Below are 16,616 nucleotides of genomic sequence, written 5' to 3'. Positions count from 1 at the left end.
GCAATTTTAGTCATCGCGCCGATTTCTTCCGACGTGATCAGGCCGTTGCCAGCTGAGCGGGCTGTACCTGGACCTGCTCCGCCTTGCCGGCGATGCGCTTGCCGGTTTCGTTGGAGAAGAAGTGCAGTTTTTCCGGCGCTATCGTCACCGACAATGCGGCCGGAACCTCGACATCCGGCGGGAAAGCCACTGTCAGGTTCTGATCGCCGATCATGCCATGCACGAGGCGCTGCGAACCCAGCTCCTCGATATAATCGACACGCAGCGCAAGGCCCTGCTCGCCCGCCGCGGCAATGCGGAAATCCTCCGCCCGCATGCCCACCGTCACCGACCCTGAAGCGGGGGCAAAACCGTTCAGTGCAAACAGTGACGGACCGATGGCGAGGCTATCGCCATGCAGTTCCGCATTCAGCAGGTTCATGGCGGGAGAGCCGATGAAGCTGGCGACGAAGGTGGATGCGGGGGTGTGATAGACATCAAGCGGCGCGCCGATCTGTTCGATGCGGCCGCCATTCAACACTACCAGACGATCAGCCAGCGTCATGGCCTCTAGCTGATCATGGGTGACATAGATGGAGGTGGTGCCGAGGCGTTTTTGCAGGCGCTTGATTTCACCGCGCATCGAGACGCGCAGCTTGGCATCGAGGTTCGACAGAGGCTCATCGAACAGGAAGGCAGCCGGTTTGCGAACGATGGCACGGCCCATGGCGACACGCTGCCGCTGGCCGCCGGAAAGGGCGCGCGGTTTGCGATCCAGGTAGGGTTCGAGCTGCAGCATACGGGCGGCTTCAGCCACACGTGCATCGATTTCCGTCTTCGGCGTCTTGCGGTTCTTAAGCCCATATTCCAGGTTCTGGCGCACCGACATATGCGGATAAAGCGCGTAATTCTGGAACACCATGGCAATATCGCGGTCGGCGGGATCAGCCTGGTTGACCACCCGGTCGCCGATCTTCACCGTGCCTTCGGAGATGTCCTCAAGCCCGGCCACCATGCGCAGGAGCGTGGACTTGCCGCAGCCGGACGGACCGACGAGAACGATGAACTCGCCATCCCTGATGTCGATATCGACGTGATGCACGGCGCGCACGCCGCCATGATAATCCTTGCAGACCTGACTGATTTCTATAGCGGCCATTTCGGTCTCCTTATTTATCGCTCTCTGTGAGGCCCTTGATGAACCAGCGCTGGAATACGATGACGATCAGCACCGGCGGCAGCATGGCCAGAACGGCGAGCGCGAAAGCTTCGTTGTAATCGGGAATTTGCGAACCAACCCAGACCTGCAGGATCGACTTGATGCCGCGCATCAAGGTGAAGAAACTCTCATCCGTCGTCATGAGCATCGGCCAAAGATACTGGTTCCAGCCATAAACGAACATGATGATGAAGATCGCCGCCATCATGGTGCGCGACAGCGGGATGATGACATCGATGAAGAATTTGAACGGCCCTGCCCCGTCGATACGGGCGGCCTCCAGCAATTCTTCCGGAATGGATTTGAAGAACTGCCGGAAATAGAAGGTGCCCGTTGCAGACGCCAGAAGCGGCACGATCAAGCCGGTATAGGAGTTCAAGAGGCCAAGTTTGCTCATCACCTCGTAGGACGGCATGATGCGCACTTCGAGCGGCAGGAGCAGCGTCGTAAAAATGATCCAGAAGGCGAGTGTGGCAAAGCGGAAGCGGAAATAGACGATCGCATAGGCCGCCGTCATCGACAGCACGATCTTGCCAACGGCAAAACCAATACCGAGGATCAGCGAATTGAGCACCATGTTGAGGCCGGTGATCTGCCCGGTGAAGCCGCCCTTCTGGGTCAGGACCTTTTCATAGGTTTCGACGAAATTGTCGCCCGGGATGATCGCCAGGCCGCTGCGATGGATTTCCGCCGCCGTATGCGTCGAGGTCATGAAAGCCACGACAACAGGCAATATCAGGAACAGCGCACCTGCTATCAGCACCAGATGGTCGAGGGGTTTTGTCTTGTACATCGTCTTTTCCCTCAATTGTAATGGATGCGCTTCTCGATGAAGCGGAACTGGATGATGGTGAGGACGAAGACGACCAGCATCAGAATGACGGACTGGGCCGAGGAACCGCCGATGTCATTGCCGCGGAAACCGTCGAGAAACACCTTGTAGACCAGCGTGATCGGGTTGTTGGCCGCCTTGTCCTTCACCATCACGTCGATGACGCCGAACGTATCGAACAGCGAATAGGTGATGTTGATGATCAGCAGGAAGAAGGCGGTGGGCGCCAGAAGCGGCATGATGACCGTCCAGAACCGGCGAAAGCCAGAGCGGCAATCAATGGCGGCTGCCTCACGCACAGCGACGGACACGCCTTGCAGGCCAGACAGGAAGAAGATGAAATTATAGGGGATCTGCTTCCACACGGCGACGACGATCATGGCAAAGGCCGTGTCGAAATAATTGAGGCCGACCTTCATGTCCCAGCCGAAAAACGCCGCCATCTTGACGAAGGGGCCGATATGCTGGTCGAAAAACATCATGCCGATGAGGCCCGCGACCGGCGGCGCGATGGCGTAAACGGAGATCAGCAATGTCTTGTAGGTCGAACTGCCGCGAATGACCGCATCCGCCTTGACGGCCAGCAAAAGGCCGAGCGCCAGTGAAAAGAAGGTCACCAGAACAGTGAAAACGACCGTGAATTTGGCGATATTGAGATATTCCGGATTGAATATCGCGTCCGAATAATTGGCGAAGCCCACGAATGAAGCCCCGAACCCGAAAGGGTCTTCGAGATAAAACGAGGACTGAATGGCCTGAGCGGACGGCCAGTAGAAAAAGATGAAAATCACCGCGAGCTGCGGCGCCAGAAACAGATAGGGTACGAAGGACGAGGAGAACTGTACGCGCTTCATGCCGGCTTCAGCGGGCTTGGCGGGTTTTCCAGCCTTTGCGGACCAGCCGGATAAAAACCGGCGCGGTTGAGACGATGTATAGGCCACGCTTGCGCCTCCTTATCCAGAAGCGAGCCTCCCTTCCGTCGGAAAGGAGGCTCGACAACGATCATTGGTTTCGAAAAGATCGATCAGCCGGCCGTCTTGGCAAAACGGGCCAGAAGGTCGTTGCCTTCCTTCTCGATGATGTCAAAGGCGTCCTTCGGCGTGACTTCGCCGGAGAAGATGCGGTTATATTCACGTTCCATGACGGCGCGGATCTGCGGGTAGAAGCCGAGGCGATAACCCTTGGACCATTCGCCGCCCGGCAGCGACAGCTGCTGGATGCCGACTTCGGCGACCGGCTTTTCCTTGTAGAAGCCTTCAGCCTTGGCCTTTTCGTAAGCAGCCTTGGTGATGGCGACGTAACCGGTTGCCTTGTGGTAGAAGACCTGGATTTCCGGCGAGGTCAGGAACTGGAAGAAGTCAGCCACGCACTTGTTTTCGGCTTCGGACTTGCCGGACATTGCGAAGAGGGCAGCGCCGCCGATGAAGGAGTTGGTGCCAGCGCCCTTGATGGAGCCCCAGTAGGGAAGGAAAGTTGCCGAGAACGGCATGGTTGCCGTCTTCTGCAGGCCACCGAACGAACCGGAAGAACCGATCCAGAAAGCAACCTTGCCTTCTTCAAACGGCTTCTGGTTGTCGTTCCAGCCGGCGCCGTAATAGGCGAACAGGCCCTTGTCCTTCCAGTCCTTCAGCTTGTCGAACATCATGACGAGGTTCGGATCGGTAAGTTTCAGCTTGGTGTCGGTGACGCTGTCGTAGCCGTTATTGTTGGTGGCGAACTGGATGTTGTTGCGGGAGAAGAAGTTCTCCGTGAACTGCCAGGTCAGCTGCGACTGGACGAGCGGGATGTAACCGGCTTCTTTCAGCTTCGGCGCAACCTGCTCGAACTCTTCCCAGGTCTTCGGTGCTTCGACGCCGGCCTTTTTCAGGGCTTCGTCGTTGACATACATGATAGGAGCGGAGGAGTTGAACGGCATGCCGACGAACTTGCCGTCAGCTGCAGCGTAGAAATAACGCACGCCGTTGATAAAGGCTTCGCGGTCGAACTTGTAACCGGCCTTGTTGATGAGGTCTTCCGCAGGAATGACCGCGCCCTTGGCGTTGATGATGGTGGCAGCGCCGGCATCGAAAACCTGGAGGATGTTCGGCTGTTCGCCGGAACGGAAGGCAGCGATGCCGCTGGCCAGGGCTTCTTCGTAAGAACCCTTGGAAACCGGCGTCAGAGCGCATTCCTTCTGGGCTTCGTTGAACTTCTGGGAAACTTCGTTGATGACTTCGCCGTTACGGCCGCCCATACCGTGCCACCAGGTGATGTTGGTCGCAGCCATGGAAGACGTTGCCGAAATGCTGACCGCCACTGCGGCCATGGAAATCTTCTTCAACATTACTAAATCCTCTCCACCATTTATTGGGATGAGGATGCGAATAGAGGGGTTCCATGACGCCTCTTTAACAGTTTCATGTCAGATTTGTTACGGCGCCTGTTAATGAACTCCGTTCTTTCAAAAATGGATGTCTCAGGCGTCCTTGCGCTTTATCGGACGGGCCGGATTTCCCACCACCGTCGCGCCTGGCGGCACATCCCGCGTCACCACCGAACCAGCACCGACAATCGCCCCATCACCAATGGTTACGCCGGCCAACAGGATTGCGCCGCCGCCGATCCAGACATCACGGCCGATTGTCACCGGCTTTGCGATTTCAACGCCTTGCGCGCGCGGAACCGGGTCCAGATGGTGTTCAGCACAATAGATCTGCACGGCGGGGCCGAGCATTGCCCCATCGCCGATCACCACCCTGGCGGAATCGAGAATGACGCAGCTGGTGTTAAGATAGACATTCCTGCCCAGCGTGATGTTGAAGCCATAAGCGCAATGAAACGGGGCTTCGATAAATGCGCCTTCCGCGACAGAGGCGAAGAGGGCGTGCAGCAGAGGCGCCATGGCTCCCCGCTCATCCGGCAGCACGGTGTTGTGCTGGTGAACGGCCCGGCGGGCGCGCCAGCGCAGCCCATCCAGCTCGGCATCCATGCAGCTGTACCATTCGCCCGCGGCCATTTTTTCCCGCTCGGTGGACATTGCCTTCCCTCCCCTCAGAACGCGTCGATGAAATGCTGCGGCAGGCGTCGCGGCAGGATGGCGACGATATCGAAGCGCAGCGAAAACCGCCCAGCATCCCCGCGACGGGAGAGCCAGAGATCGGCGGCGGCCCGGATGCGCTGCTGCGAATGGAAGCCGACCGCATCGACAGCCCCCAGCCCGGAAGATCGCGCCTTGACCTCGATGATGGCAACGACATCCCGCTTGCGGGCGATGAGGTCGATTTCCCCCAGCCGGGTACGATAACGAATGGCGAGGATGCGATATCCCTTCACCAGCAGATAGAGTGCGGCCCAATATTCCGCCGTGTGGCCGCGCCGCTCGGCCTTACGTCTTCTGTTCCTTTGCGCGTCAGCCGCCATCCCTGTCCTTCATATCCAGCAGCCGTTGATAAAGCTCCTTGCGTGGCAGGCCGGTCAGTTTCGATGCCTCGCCCGCGGCCTTGGCGGCAGGCATGGTCGCGACCAGATCCTTAAGGAGCTTTTCGACATCCTCGATATCGGGAATTTCGTCATAGGAGGGCGGCTCGATCAGAAGTACGATCTCTCCCTTCACTACACGATCCTCGTCATAATAATCGGCAAGCTCGCTGAGCGTGCCGCGCCGGAACTCCTCGAAAGTCTTGGTCAGTTCGCGACACACCACGGCGCGCCGGTCGCGGCCAAGCACTTCCGACGCCACCTTGACGGTGGTGCCGATGCGGCGCGGCGATTCAAAAAAGATCAAGGTAGCGGGGATTTTCGCAAGTTCGGCAAACCGATCGCGCTTGCCGCGATCCTTCACCGGCAGGAAACCCGCAAACAGAAAGGCATCACTCGGCATGCCCGATCCGACAAGGGCGGCGAGCGGCGCAGATGCGCCCGGCACCGGCACGACGCGATGGCCCGCTTCCAGTGCCAACTGACCAAGACGATAACCGGGATCGGAAACGAGCGGCGTTCCGGCATCCGATACCAGTGCCACGGATTTTCCGGCTTCCAGGGCGGCGATGAGCTTCGGCCCCGCTTCGTTCGCATTGTGCTCGTGATAGGCGAGCGGGCGCGTGCGAATGCCGTAGCGTTCCAGCAGGATACGGGTGACGCGGGTATCCTCGCAGGCGAGAACATCCGCCGAAGCCAGTGTCTCCAGCGCGCGGATGGTAATATCGCCGAGATTGCCGATGGGGGTGGCCACGAGATAAAGCGCCGGCTCCAGCGGTCGTGCCGGAATGGTGGCCGTCCCGATCCTGAATTCCCTTGTTGCCTGCCTGGCATCGCTGTTCGATAGTTCTTCCGTCACACGGCTTCCAATCATTCTGGCCGATTTTTACCGGCCGGTCGCTCCGGTTTTCCCTCCTTTATGGGCAATAGAAAACCGGTGAACAAGGTCCATGGACAGCTCCATCCTGTGGATCATGCTGTATAGCAGCAAAATGAGCCGAGGCAGACGCACTCGGCTCTTGCATTTTCTGCAATAACTCTGCCATTTTGCCCGTCCACATTATCCGGCTTTTTTGCCGGTCAAGACTCTTCTTGCCGATCCGGCGGTGGCCGGTTCGCAACGGTTGAAAGCGGTAGCGTCCATGCGTATTACTCTTGAGCGGTCGAACCTTCTTAAATCGCTGAACCACGTGCACAGGGTTGTTGAGCGTCGTAACACGATCCCGATCCTGTCCAACGTCCTGCTTCGCGCATCCGGCGCCAATCTGGACATGAAGGCGACCGACCTCGACCTCGAAATCACCGAAGCAACACCGGCCATGGTGGAACAGGCGGGCGCCACCACCGTGCCGGCGCACCTGCTTTATGAAATCGTGCGCAAGCTGCCTGACGGTTCCGAGGTGCTTCTGGCCACCAACCCTGATGGCTCCACCATGACGGTTGCCTCCGGCCGTTCGAAATTTTCGCTGCAATGCCTGCCGGAAACCGATTTTCCTGACCTGACAGCCGGCACCTTCAGCCATACTTTCAAGCTCAAGGCGACCGATCTGAAGATGCTGATCGACCGCACGCAATTTGCGATTTCGACCGAAGAGACACGTTATTACCTGAACGGCATCTTCTTCCACACCATTGAAAGCGGCGGCGACCTGAAGCTGCGCGCTGTCGCGACGGACGGTCACCGTCTGGCGCGCGCTGATGTGGATGCTCCTTCCGGTTCCGAAGGCATGCCGGGCATCATCATTCCGCGCAAGACCGTCGGCGAATTGCAGAAGCTGATGGACAATCCGGAACTGGAAGTCACCGCCGAAGTCTCGGACGCCAAAATCCGTCTGACCATCGGTTCGGTGGTTTTGACCTCGAAGCTCATCGACGGCACCTTCCCGGATTATCAGCGCGTCATCCCGACCGGCAACGACAAGGAAATGCGCGTCGATTGCCAGACCTTCGCGCGGGCTGTGGACCGTGTCTCGACGATTTCGTCCGAGCGCGGCCGCGCCGTGAAGCTGGCGCTAACTGACGGCCAGTTGACGCTGACCGTCAACAATCCCGACTCGGGAAGTGCTACCGAAGAAGTCGCCGTTGGTTACGACAATGATTCGATGGAAATCGGCTTCAATGCCAAATATCTCCTCGACATCACGTCGCAGCTTTCGGGCGAGGATGCGATTTTTCTGCTGGCGGATGCCGGATCACCGACGCTCGTTCGCGACACCGCCGGCGATGATGCACTCTATGTTCTGATGCCGATGCGCGTTTAAACGGCTGTTTTTTGCCAATTCAATCAAAAACGCCGGTGGATCGCTTCACCGGCGTTTTTTGATTCGGCTGCTGCGCGTTTCAAGCGATAAGCGAATTTTTCCAGTTACGACATTTTGCCTTGTTTTTGCGCCAAATGAGATCAACAGTGCGTAACCGTTTTTTGACAATGACCAAAAATGTATCCGAGGGGAATTATGGCACTTAACCTGAAGCAACGCCTTGAGCAGAAATTTGAGGAAGAAATCCGCTTTTTCAAGGGCATGGTCAGCCAGCCGAAAAAAGTCGGCGCCATTGTCCCGACATCGTCGATCACGGCGAAAAAAATGGCGAGTGTCATCAATCCCCATTCCGGCCTGCCGGTTCTCGAACTCGGCCCGGGCACAGGTGTCATCACCAAGGCCATTCTGGCGCGCGGCATCAAGCCGGAAAGCCTGACGGCCATCGAATATTCGACCGATTTCTACAATCAGCTGCTCCGGAGCTACCCCGGCGTCAATTTCGTCAATGGCGACGCTTTCGATCTCGATGCGACGCTCGGTGAACACAAGGACCAGATGTTCGACAGCGTCATTTCCGCCGTGCCGATGCTGAATTTCCCAATGGCCGCCCGTATCAAGCTTCTTGACGAATTGCTGAAGCGCGTGCCGCATGGCCGCCCCGTGGTGCAGATATCCTACGGTCCGATTTCCCCGATCGTCGCGCAGCCGCATCTTTACCACATCCGCCATTTCGATTTCATCGTGCGCAATATTCCGCCGGCACAATTGTGGACCTATACGCGGGCCTGACCATTCGGCAGAATGGCTAAGACCGTCATTTCCCGGTCGTGACGGATGGTTAGGGTGTTGGTTTGCCCTTTCCATTGCCTTTGAGGATCGGTTTCATGCACGCGCTTTACATCACCCATCCCCAGGTCAAGATCGATCCGATGGTTCCCGTTCCCGATTGGGGGCTTTCGGACAGAGGTGCCGAGCGGGCGCGGGAGGCAAGCCACCTCCCCTGGGCGCGGGCATTGCGTCGCATCGTTTCCAGCGCCGAAACCAAGGCGATCGAAACCGCGCGTATCCTCGCCGAAACCTCCGGTGCGACGATAGAGATTATCGAAGCAATGCATGAAAACGACCGGTCCGCCACCGGCTTCCTGCCGCCGCCGGAATTCGAAAAGGCGGCGGACTGGTTCTTCGCCCATCCTGACGAGAGCTTTCACGGTTGGGAAAGGGCGATCGACGCGCAGGCACGGATCGTCAGCGCCGTCAAAGCTGTTCTCGACAGGCACGAACCACAGCAGCCCATCGCCTTTGTCGGCCATGGCGGCGTGGGTACGCTGTTGAAATGCCATATTGAAGGCCGCGGCATCAGCCGCGCCAAGGACCAGCCACCGGGCGGCGGCAGTCTTTTCCGCTTTTCCATCGCCGAGTTTTCACTTGCAGCCGCGTCCCCCACATGCGACTGGACGGCAATGGAAACATGGCAGGGATAAGACAATGACCGCGCGCGAAAAACTCATCGTCGGGCTGGATGTTCCGACTGTGCAGCAGGCCGAAGACATCGTGTCGAAGATCGGCGACGAGGTTCTGTTCTACAAGATCGGTTATCAGCTGGTATTCGCAGGCGGTCTCGAATTTGCGCGTGACCTCGTTCAGAGCGGCAAGAAGGTCTTTCTCGACATGAAGCTGCTTGATATCGACAATACCGTCGCCTCCGGTGTCGAAAACATCGCCCGCATGGGCATGTCGATGCTGACCCTGCACGCCTATCCGAAGGCCATGCGCGCCGCGGTCAAGGCGGCCGAAGGCTCCGGCCTCTGCCTGCTCGGCGTCACCGTGCTGACCTCGATGGACGACAGCGATCTGGCGGAAGCCGGTTACGCCTCGGATGCCCGTTCGCTGGTGCTGCGCCGGGCGCAACAGGCACGCGAGGCTGGTATGGGCGGCATCGTCTGTTCGGCCGAGGAATCGACGGCGGTGCGCGAAATTCTCGGTCCGGACCTTGCCGTCGTCACCCCCGGCATTCGCCCGGCCGGTGCGGATCTCGGCGATCAAAAGCGGGTGATGACGCCTTACGACGCCATCAAGGCCGGCTCCAGCCATCTGGTCGTCGCCCGTCCGATCGTCAGGGCGGAAGACCCGAAGGCGGCAGCCCGCGCCATTCTTGATGACATGCTGCGCGCCAGCTTTCCGGCCAATCACTAACGACAGGAGGAGATGAAATGGCAAAGGGATATTGGATCGCCCGCGTCGATGTGCGCGACAATGAGCGTTACAAGGACTATGTCACGACGGCAAAGCCCGCCTTCGAGCGGTTTGGCGCCAATTTTCTGGCCCGTGGCGGCGCATTGACCGAACTGGAAGGCAAAGCACGCGGACGTAACGTCGTCATCGAGTTCCCCTCCGTACAACATGCCATCGACTGTTATAATTCGCCGGAGTATCAGGCTGCGGCCAAAATCCGTCAGGAAGTCGCTGATGCGGAAATGCTGATTGTCGAAGGAATTTGACGCTCGTCAACCGCATTTCCAAAGCCTGCCCCTGCCGCGCGATAACATCTCTTCACCTGCGCGCGGCTTTGGGCTAAGAGACTGAAAAACGCTTTATCGACAGCTTCTGAGGAGCCTCCCATGACCTTGGCCAACCTTCCACCCCTCGTCACCGTTTTCGGCGGTTCGGGTTTTGTCGGGCGGCATGTCGTGAGAATGCTCGCCCGGCGCGGTTATCGCATCCGTGTTGCCGTGCGTCGCCCGGATCTTGCCGGTTTTCTGCAGCCACTCGGCAATGTCGGCCAGATTTCCTTTGCCCAGGCGAACCTGCGTTATCGCGACTCCATCATCAAAGCCGTTGAAGACGCAGATCATGTGGTCAATTGCGTCGGCATCCTGACCGAAAGCGGCCGTAACACCTTTGACGCCGTGCAGGAATTCGGCGCCAAAGCGATTGCCGAAGCCGCCCGTGACGCAGGCGCGACGCTGACGCATATCTCCGCCATCGGAGCGGAAGCAAATTCGCAGACCGGCTATGGCCGCACCAAGGGCCGTGCTGAAGCCGCCATTCATTCCGTTCTGCCCGGCGCGGTGATCCTGCGTCCGTCGATCATTTTCGGACCGGAAGACGATTTCTTCAACAAATTCGCCAAGATGGCCCGCAGCATGCCGTTCCTGCCGCTGATCGGCGGTGGAAAAACCAAATTCCAGCCTGTTTATGTTGAGGACGTCGCCGAAGCCGTCGCCCGCAGCGTCGATGGCAAGCTGAAGCCCGGCACTATCTATGAACTCGGCGGTCAGGACGTGATGACGTTCCGTGACTGTCTTGAGGCAGTTCTTGCAGCAACTTATCGTCAGCGTCCTTTCATCAATCTGCCTTTTGGCGTCGCCTCGATGATCGGCAAGATCGCTTCACTGGTCCCGCTCATCACGCCGCCGTTGACCGCCGATCAGGTGACAATGCTGAAAAAGGACAATGTCGTTTCCAGCGAGGCGGAAAAGAACGGCCTGACACTCGAAGGCATCGGCATCAATCCAGTTCGTGTCGCTTCGGTTCTGCCCTCCTACATGGTGCAGTACCGCACACATGGTCAGTTCTCCAACGCCGGAAAAGCCGCCTGAAGCTGCACTTCAGGCATCGCCATTCTGAACGGAAGCGGGAGCCATTCCCGCTTTTTGTTTTTGCGCGATTGAATTGCAACCAAACCGCTACTTGCGCATTTCTCCCTCAACTGAAGGGGAGGTGCAGCATCAACAGGGACGGCGTTGCAAAGCCGGGTAAAAGTTAACGGCCATCTGGCCGCAACACGTAAGCGTGGCACAAGCGCAACTGTGGAAAAGACTTCGCATTAACCCGGTATTCAGCAAGCTCCTTTATTGATATTGGCCACATTCCAAACATATCCCGGACCCTCAATTCACACACGGCGGCATGATCCGCACGAACGAACGTCTGAAAGGCAATCATAAAATGGGCAGATCTATCGCACTCTTTTTTGCGTGTGCGGCTTTGGTGGTTCTGGCGGGTTCTTTCATGGCGCCGGGAACGGTTGCGGCGGGCAAGAGTGGTTGCGCTCCCGCTTACGGCGTCGATCCCTGCGCAACGGCTTCGATCAGCGCCAACTGATCAGCCTCTAAAAGCTTCAAAGAAAAAGCGCCTCCGGTTTTCCGGGGCGCTTTTTCGTTTTCAGGCCGGCCATTCCAGACGGCCGGCATTCACTGGCTTAACCAAAAACCAGAAGTGCGATCAGCCCCAGCGAACCGATGACGATGCGCCACCAGGCGAAAGGCGCAAAACCACGCCGCGAGACGAAGTCCAGCAGCGAGCGCACGACAAACAGGCCGGAAACGAACGCCACGATGAAACCCACGGCAATCAGCGCGCCGTCATCAAAGCTCAGCACATCGCGGTTCTTGTAGAGATCGAGGGCGAAAGCGCCGAGCATGGTCGGCATCGCCAGGAAGAACGAAAATTCGGCGGCAGAGCGCTTGTCCGTACCCATCAGCAGCGAGCCGACAATGGTAGCACCCGAGCGCGAGGTGCCGGGGATCATCGCAAGGCACTGGAACAGGCCGATCTTGAAGGCGAGCGACGGCGGATAATCCATGATGTCGGTATATTTCGGTTTTAACGGCATGCGGTCGACGGCAAGCAATATGACGCCGCCGATAATAAGGACGACACAAATCAGCATCGGTGTTTCGAACAGCACCGTCTTGATGAAGTCATGCGCCAGCGCACCGATCACCGCCGCCGGCAGGAAGGCAAGCGCGACGGCCAGCACGAAGCGGCGCGCCTTGGCGCTGGTCGGCAAAGCGAGTGCGATCGACACAAGCTTTTGAAAATAAACAAGAAGGATAGCGAGGATAGCGCCGAGCTGGATAAGGACGGCAAAGGTGTTGCCGGGTGATTTGAAGCCGAGGAAATGCCCGGCCAGCAGCACATGCGCCGTTGAGGAAACGGGAATAAACTCCGTCAGACCCTCGATAATGCCCAGCAGAAGCGCGCTGATGATCGATTGGTCACCCATGAGGTATCCTTTTTTTCAGGGGAAAGCGGCAATGGAAAGCAATTGCGTTAAACTTGTTTTAAAGTAGCCAAGCTCTTATAGCGTCTTGATGAAGCGAAACTGAAAAAGTTTTCCGGCAAATGCCGATCATGACAACCAATCGTAAAAATTGAGTACCGATGCCAACTCTCTATCATTCTCCGATGTCGACCGCATCCCGGTTCGTTCGTCTGATCCTCGCAGAATACGGGTTCCAGACCGATCTCGTGGAAGAGCAGCCGTGGGAAAGACGACGGGAGTTTCTGGCGCTCAATCCGGCCGGCACCCTGCCGGTCTATCTGGATGACAATATGCGCTCGCTAAGCGGGCCTTATGTGCTTGCCGAGTTTCTTGACGAAACGCATGGGGTTTTGAAGCGCGACAGGCGACTTCTGGCGGAAGACCCGTTTCAGCGGGCGGAAATCCGCCGCCTGACCGAGTGGTTTCTGCAGAAGATGGAAAATGACGTAACCCGGCCGCTGGTGCGGGAGCGGGTTTATAAATTGCAGATGACGACCGCGCAGGGTGGCGGGCCGCCGGATTCCAAGCTGTTGCGCACTGCCCGCAACAATATCCGCCAGCACATCAAATATCTGGAGTGGCTGGCCGGTTCGCGCACATGGCTTGCCGGCGACAGGTTGAGCTATGCAGACCTTGCCGCCGCAGCCGGTGTTTCGGTGCTGGACTATCTTGGTGAAATCAACTGGCTCGAGGCGCCGATTGCCAAGGAATGGTATCAGCGGCTGAAATCAAGGCCTTCCTTCCGACCGTTCCTGAGCGAACGCATTCCGCGCCTTGCGCCCTCCTCCCACTACGCCGATCTGGATTTCTAAAATACGGTCTTCTGGTTATTTGCTGCGGCGTGCGGCTGTATTTAACGCATGTCATTGTCCCGAAACCGCTGCACACTTTCGGGCGACATGCACTATATATGCCGCAGAATAACCCTCGGGAGACATGACCATCGACGTCGCCAGCGACAAACAGCAGATACGCGCCCGAAAGCTGACGGACTTCGTTCGTCAGGAGGCGCTTTCGCTCGGCTTCGATCTGTGTCGCATTACCGCGCCGGACAGCATTCCACTGGCGCCGGAACGGCTGAGGCTGTTTCTCGACAAGGGTTACCACGGCACCATGGCGTGGATGGAGGAAACGGAGGCTCGCCGAGCCCAACCGAAAACGCTGTGGGGCGACGTGCGCTCCATCGTCATGTTCGGCCTCAATTATGGCCCGGAGGAGGACCCGCGCGGTATTCTTTCGAAACCGGACAAGGCAGCCATTTCGGTCTATGCCCGCAATCGCGATTATCACGACATTATCAAAGGGCGGTTGAAAGAGATTGCCACCCGCTTTGCCGCACGTGCAGGCGAGGATGTGAAGGTCTTTGTCGATACCGCGCCGGTCATGGAAAAGCCGCTTGCCGCCGCCGCCGGGCTTGGCTGGCAGGGCAAACACACCAACCTCGTCAGCCGCACCCACGGTTCCTGGCTGTTTCTCGGCAGCATGTTCACCACCGCCGAGCTCTGTCTTGATGAGGCGGAGAAGGACCATTGCGGTTCCTGCCGCGCCTGTCTCGATGCCTGTCCGACGGCCGCTTTTCCGGCCCCCTATCAGCTCGATGCACGCCGCTGCATCTCCTATCTCACCATTGAGCACAAGGGGCCGATCCCGCACGAATTCCGGCCGATGATTGGCAACCGCATCTATGGCTGCGACGATTGCCTTGCCGCCTGTCCGTGGAACAAGTTCGCAGCGAGCGCCTCCGAGATGAAATTGCAGGCGCGCGAGGATCTGAAGGAACCGTCCATTTCTTTCCTGCTGACGCTCGACGATGCCGCCTTCCGCAGCTTTTTCAGCGGCTCCCCGGTCAAACGCATCGGCCGCAACCGGTTTATCCGCAACGTGCTGATCGCAGCGGGAAACTCCGCCGACCAGCAATTCGTGGAACGATGCAAGGCACTTGCCGAAAGCGATCCCTCGCCGGAGGTGCGCGGTATGGCCGCATGGGCTTTGTCACGGCTTATGGACAGGGAAGAATTCCGTACATACTCTGCCAGCCGCGCCCCGGAGACTGATCCGGAGGCGGAAATGGAATGGCAATTGGCAGAGGCGTGACGCATGCATATGATGATTTTCGGCGCGGGATATTCGGGAAAAGCCATCGCAAACGCGCTGAAACCCGCGGCTGGTACCATCTTCGGTACGACCCGCAGTGAGAATAAATTCCCGAACCTCGAAGCCGCAGGCATGACACCGTTCCTTTTTGACGGTGTTCGTTTCAATGACGATCTCATCGCCGCGATGGGCAATATCACACATCTCGTCCAGTCCATCGCGCCCGGCGGGCAAAGCGATCCGCTGCTGGCGTTGCTGGGCAGCGATCTGAAACGGTTCCTGCCGAAGCTGGAGTGGGTGGCTTATCTTTCCACCGTCGGCGTTTATGGCGATCATGATGGCGCCTGGGTGGATGAGGAAAGCCCCTGCCGCCCGGTTTCCGCCCGTTCCGTGGAGCGCGTCGCCGCCGAAGCCGCCTGGACGGCAGCTGCCGAAAAAGCAAATGTGCCGCTTGTCACCCTTCGTCTGTCCGGAATTTATGGCCCCGGACGCAATGCCTTCATGAATTTCGAAAAGGGAACAGCGCGAAGGCTGGTCAAGAAAGATCAGGTGTTCAATCGCATCCGGGTCGAGGATATCGGGGCGGCACTTGCCTTTCTGGCGAGCAGGAACGAACGCGGTATCTTCAATGTCACCGATGACAAACCCTGCCCGCCGCAGGATGTCGTGAGCTTCGCCGCGACGTTGATGGGTGTGGAGCCGCCGCCCGAACAGGCGTTTGAAACCGCCGATCTGACCCCTATGGCGCGCTCGTTCTACGGCGAGAACAAGCGTGTTTCCAACGCCAAAATACGCAGCCTCGGCTTTAATTTCGACTTTCCGGAGTACAAAATCTCGCTGACGCAGTTGTGGGAAAGTGGTCTCTGGCGAGGCTGAAGACGGGGCCGTTAAAAGCGATGAAAAATCCTTCCAAACCCACTTTTGAGGATGGTTTTCGTCGCATTTTGGTCAATTAGGACTTTATTAACCAAACAAAATTCACTAAAATCATAGCAATTAGAAAAATATTTCACTCACATTTCGTGAGGTGGATTCACGAAGCCGTGACTTGCAACAGCATTTCGATTGCGCATTGATTCTGCGTTATTTTTTCCATCTTTATATCCGTCTACCACACGGGCACCTTTCCGGCTAACGATCACGAATGTTACAGTCTGTAACACTTCGTGATTTGAGCTTAGCTTTTTTTCGCCATTTTTCCCTCGCCCTACAATCTCGCATCAAAAGGCGTTCAGGCCAGTTCATGGTCGTTTAGCAAGGGCACAATCAATCGGCGCGGGGCCGATTTTCAGGGAAGCACAGTTTGTTGAATATCCGTCGTATAACTTTCACCGCTGCAACTATAGCCGCCTGTTCCATCATCGCGCCTCTTCAGGCGAATGCGGCAAATGGTTGTGGAGGCGCATCGTGGTATGCGTTGACCTCCAAGACTGCTTCGGGCGAGCGTATGAACGCCGCCAACCTGACCGCCGCTCACCGCTCGCTGCGGTTTGGTACCAAGGTCAAGGTTACCAACGCGCGCAACGGCAAAGCCGTGGTGGTGCGCATCAATGACCGCGGTCCGTTCATCAAGGGTCGCGTTCTCGATCTTTCCAAGGCTGCCGCCAAAAACATCGGCATGATCAGTTCCGGCACTGCCAAGGTCTGCTACGAGATCGTCAAGGCCGATTGAGCCTTGCCCTCGCCGCCATTCGCGTCTACCAACCGGGCTTATCAGCAAAAGAGGTA

The 16,616-nt window shown here is 57.8% G+C and carries 18 protein-coding genes; 10 read left to right on the top strand and 8 right to left on the bottom strand.

The window, feature by feature from the left end; translation table 11 throughout:
* Positions 1–37: 37 nt before the first annotated feature.
* From QSV77_RS14080 to rsmI, 7 genes are all read right to left on the bottom strand, one after another.
* Complete coding sequence (locus QSV77_RS14080) at positions 38–1,138, bottom strand: sn-glycerol-3-phosphate import ATP-binding protein UgpC (protein ID WP_302733848.1); 1,101 nt, start codon at positions 1,136–1,138, stop codon at positions 38–40.
* A gap of 10 nt (positions 1,139–1,148) precedes the next feature.
* Positions 1,149–1,991, bottom strand: a complete 843-nt coding sequence (ugpE, locus tag QSV77_RS14075) for a sn-glycerol-3-phosphate ABC transporter permease UgpE (RefSeq protein ID WP_142840892.1) — start codon at positions 1,989–1,991, stop codon at positions 1,149–1,151.
* A gap of 11 nt (positions 1,992–2,002) precedes the next feature.
* Positions 2,003–2,971: an ABC transporter permease subunit gene (locus QSV77_RS14070; RefSeq protein WP_302733847.1), complete on the bottom strand. Its 969-nt coding sequence runs from the start codon at positions 2,969–2,971 to the stop codon at positions 2,003–2,005.
* An 83-nt stretch (positions 2,972–3,054) separates the two neighbouring features.
* On the bottom strand, positions 3,055–4,353 hold the full coding sequence (locus QSV77_RS14065) for an extracellular solute-binding protein (RefSeq protein ID WP_046799279.1): 1,299 nt from the start codon (positions 4,351–4,353) through the stop codon (positions 3,055–3,057).
* A 132-nt stretch (positions 4,354–4,485) separates the two neighbouring features.
* Positions 4,486–5,046 (bottom strand): sugar O-acetyltransferase, encoded by a 561-nt coding sequence (locus QSV77_RS14060; protein WP_269700221.1) that lies wholly within the window; start codon positions 5,044–5,046, stop codon positions 4,486–4,488.
* A gap of 14 nt (positions 5,047–5,060) precedes the next feature.
* Positions 5,061–5,429, bottom strand: coding sequence for a YraN family protein (locus QSV77_RS14055; protein ID WP_302733846.1), 369 nt, complete (start codon positions 5,427–5,429; stop codon positions 5,061–5,063).
* Positions 5,419–6,360: a 16S rRNA (cytidine(1402)-2'-O)-methyltransferase gene (gene rsmI / locus QSV77_RS14050; RefSeq protein ID WP_137085833.1), complete on the bottom strand. Its 942-nt coding sequence runs from the start codon at positions 6,358–6,360 to the stop codon at positions 5,419–5,421. Before rsmI ends, QSV77_RS14055 begins: the two co-directional genes overlap by 11 nt.
* Positions 6,361–6,628: 268 nt before the next feature.
* Between rsmI and dnaN the strand changes: the two genes are divergently transcribed.
* The 6 genes from dnaN (at position 6,629) to QSV77_RS14020 (ending at position 11,346) form a co-directional block, all read left to right on the top strand.
* On the top strand, positions 6,629–7,747 hold the full coding sequence (gene dnaN / locus QSV77_RS14045) for a DNA polymerase III subunit beta (protein ID WP_046799275.1): 1,119 nt from the start codon (positions 6,629–6,631) through the stop codon (positions 7,745–7,747).
* Between the two features lie 195 nt (positions 7,748–7,942).
* On the top strand, positions 7,943–8,536 hold the full coding sequence (gene pmtA, locus QSV77_RS14040; protein ID WP_137085831.1) for a phospholipid N-methyltransferase PmtA: 594 nt from the start codon (positions 7,943–7,945) through the stop codon (positions 8,534–8,536).
* 95 nt (positions 8,537–8,631) lie between these two features.
* Complete coding sequence (locus tag QSV77_RS14035) at positions 8,632–9,228, top strand: histidine phosphatase family protein (RefSeq protein WP_302733845.1); 597 nt, start codon at positions 8,632–8,634, stop codon at positions 9,226–9,228.
* A gap of 4 nt (positions 9,229–9,232) precedes the next feature.
* Positions 9,233–9,940 (top strand): orotidine-5'-phosphate decarboxylase, encoded by a 708-nt coding sequence (gene pyrF, locus QSV77_RS14030; RefSeq protein ID WP_142840886.1) that lies wholly within the window; start codon positions 9,233–9,235, stop codon positions 9,938–9,940.
* 17 nt (positions 9,941–9,957) lie between these two features.
* The gene (locus QSV77_RS14025; RefSeq protein WP_142840885.1) at positions 9,958–10,245 is read left to right on the top strand and encodes a DUF1330 domain-containing protein; all 288 of its coding nucleotides are present in this window, start codon (positions 9,958–9,960) and stop codon (positions 10,243–10,245) included.
* 120 nt (positions 10,246–10,365) lie between these two features.
* Positions 10,366–11,346 carry a complex I NDUFA9 subunit family protein gene (locus QSV77_RS14020; protein ID WP_302733844.1) on the top strand — a complete coding sequence of 327 codons (981 nt, stop codon included), beginning with the start codon at positions 10,366–10,368 and terminating at the stop codon, positions 11,344–11,346.
* Between the two features lie 602 nt (positions 11,347–11,948).
* Here QSV77_RS14020 and QSV77_RS14015 read toward each other — a convergent pair.
* Positions 11,949–12,755, bottom strand: a complete 807-nt coding sequence (locus QSV77_RS14015) for an undecaprenyl-diphosphate phosphatase (protein ID WP_302733843.1) — start codon at positions 12,753–12,755, stop codon at positions 11,949–11,951.
* Between the two features lie 158 nt (positions 12,756–12,913).
* Here QSV77_RS14015 and QSV77_RS14010 point away from each other — a divergent pair, with 158 nt between their 5' ends.
* From QSV77_RS14010 to QSV77_RS13995, 4 genes are all read left to right on the top strand, one after another.
* Complete coding sequence (locus QSV77_RS14010) at positions 12,914–13,606, top strand: glutathione S-transferase family protein (RefSeq protein ID WP_142840881.1); 693 nt, start codon at positions 12,914–12,916, stop codon at positions 13,604–13,606.
* A 124-nt stretch (positions 13,607–13,730) separates the two neighbouring features.
* Positions 13,731–14,888 (top strand): tRNA epoxyqueuosine(34) reductase QueG, encoded by a 1,158-nt coding sequence (queG, locus tag QSV77_RS14005; RefSeq protein WP_302733842.1) that lies wholly within the window; start codon positions 13,731–13,733, stop codon positions 14,886–14,888.
* Between the two features lie 3 nt (positions 14,889–14,891).
* On the top strand, positions 14,892–15,764 hold the full coding sequence (locus QSV77_RS14000; RefSeq protein WP_302733841.1) for an SDR family oxidoreductase: 873 nt from the start codon (positions 14,892–14,894) through the stop codon (positions 15,762–15,764).
* A gap of 427 nt (positions 15,765–16,191) precedes the next feature.
* Positions 16,192–16,560, top strand: coding sequence for a septal ring lytic transglycosylase RlpA family protein (locus QSV77_RS13995; protein WP_035219318.1), 369 nt, complete (start codon positions 16,192–16,194; stop codon positions 16,558–16,560).
* The last annotated feature ends 56 nt before the right edge of the window (positions 16,561–16,616 follow it).

This window comes from Agrobacterium sp. V1, from assembly GCF_030518355.1.
Lineage (GTDB): Bacteria > Pseudomonadota > Alphaproteobacteria > Rhizobiales > Rhizobiaceae > Agrobacterium > Agrobacterium cucumeris.
The sequence above is the reverse complement of the archived record's forward strand: the minus strand, read 5'-3'. Positions and strand labels throughout refer to the sequence as shown.

What these genes read in the sequence shown, in the direction of transcription:
- QSV77_RS14080 (WP_302733848.1), bottom strand. Translation starts at nt 1,138, where the DNA reads ATGGCCGCTATAGAAATCAGTCAGGTCTGCAAGGATTATCATGGCGGC.
- ugpE (WP_142840892.1), bottom strand. Translation starts at nt 1,991, where the DNA reads ATGTACAAGACAAAACCCCTCGACCATCTGGTGCTGATAGCAGGTGCG.
- QSV77_RS14065 (WP_046799279.1), bottom strand. Translation starts at nt 4,353, where the DNA reads ATGTTGAAGAAGATTTCCATGGCCGCAGTGGCGGTCAGCATTTCGGCA.
- QSV77_RS14060 (WP_269700221.1), bottom strand. Translation starts at nt 5,046, where the DNA reads ATGTCCACCGAGCGGGAAAAAATGGCCGCGGGCGAATGGTACAGCTGC.
- QSV77_RS14055 (WP_302733846.1), bottom strand. Translation starts at nt 5,429, where the DNA reads ATGGCGGCTGACGCGCAAAGGAACAGAAGACGTAAGGCCGAGCGGCGC.
- rsmI (WP_137085833.1), bottom strand. Translation starts at nt 6,360, where the DNA reads ATGATTGGAAGCCGTGTGACGGAAGAACTATCGAACAGCGATGCCAGG.
- dnaN (WP_046799275.1), top strand. Translation starts at nt 6,629, where the DNA reads ATGCGTATTACTCTTGAGCGGTCGAACCTTCTTAAATCGCTGAACCAC.
- pmtA (WP_137085831.1), top strand. Translation starts at nt 7,943, where the DNA reads ATGGCACTTAACCTGAAGCAACGCCTTGAGCAGAAATTTGAGGAAGAA.
- QSV77_RS14035 (WP_302733845.1), top strand. Translation starts at nt 8,632, where the DNA reads ATGCACGCGCTTTACATCACCCATCCCCAGGTCAAGATCGATCCGATG.
- pyrF (WP_142840886.1), top strand. Translation starts at nt 9,233, where the DNA reads ATGACCGCGCGCGAAAAACTCATCGTCGGGCTGGATGTTCCGACTGTG.
- QSV77_RS14025 (WP_142840885.1), top strand. Translation starts at nt 9,958, where the DNA reads ATGGCAAAGGGATATTGGATCGCCCGCGTCGATGTGCGCGACAATGAG.
- QSV77_RS14020 (WP_302733844.1), top strand. Translation starts at nt 10,366, where the DNA reads ATGACCTTGGCCAACCTTCCACCCCTCGTCACCGTTTTCGGCGGTTCG.
- QSV77_RS14015 (WP_302733843.1), bottom strand. Translation starts at nt 12,755, where the DNA reads ATGGGTGACCAATCGATCATCAGCGCGCTTCTGCTGGGCATTATCGAG.
- QSV77_RS14010 (WP_142840881.1), top strand. Translation starts at nt 12,914, where the DNA reads ATGCCAACTCTCTATCATTCTCCGATGTCGACCGCATCCCGGTTCGTT.
- queG (WP_302733842.1), top strand. Translation starts at nt 13,731, where the DNA reads ATGACCATCGACGTCGCCAGCGACAAACAGCAGATACGCGCCCGAAAG.
- QSV77_RS14000 (WP_302733841.1), top strand. Translation starts at nt 14,892, where the DNA reads ATGCATATGATGATTTTCGGCGCGGGATATTCGGGAAAAGCCATCGCA.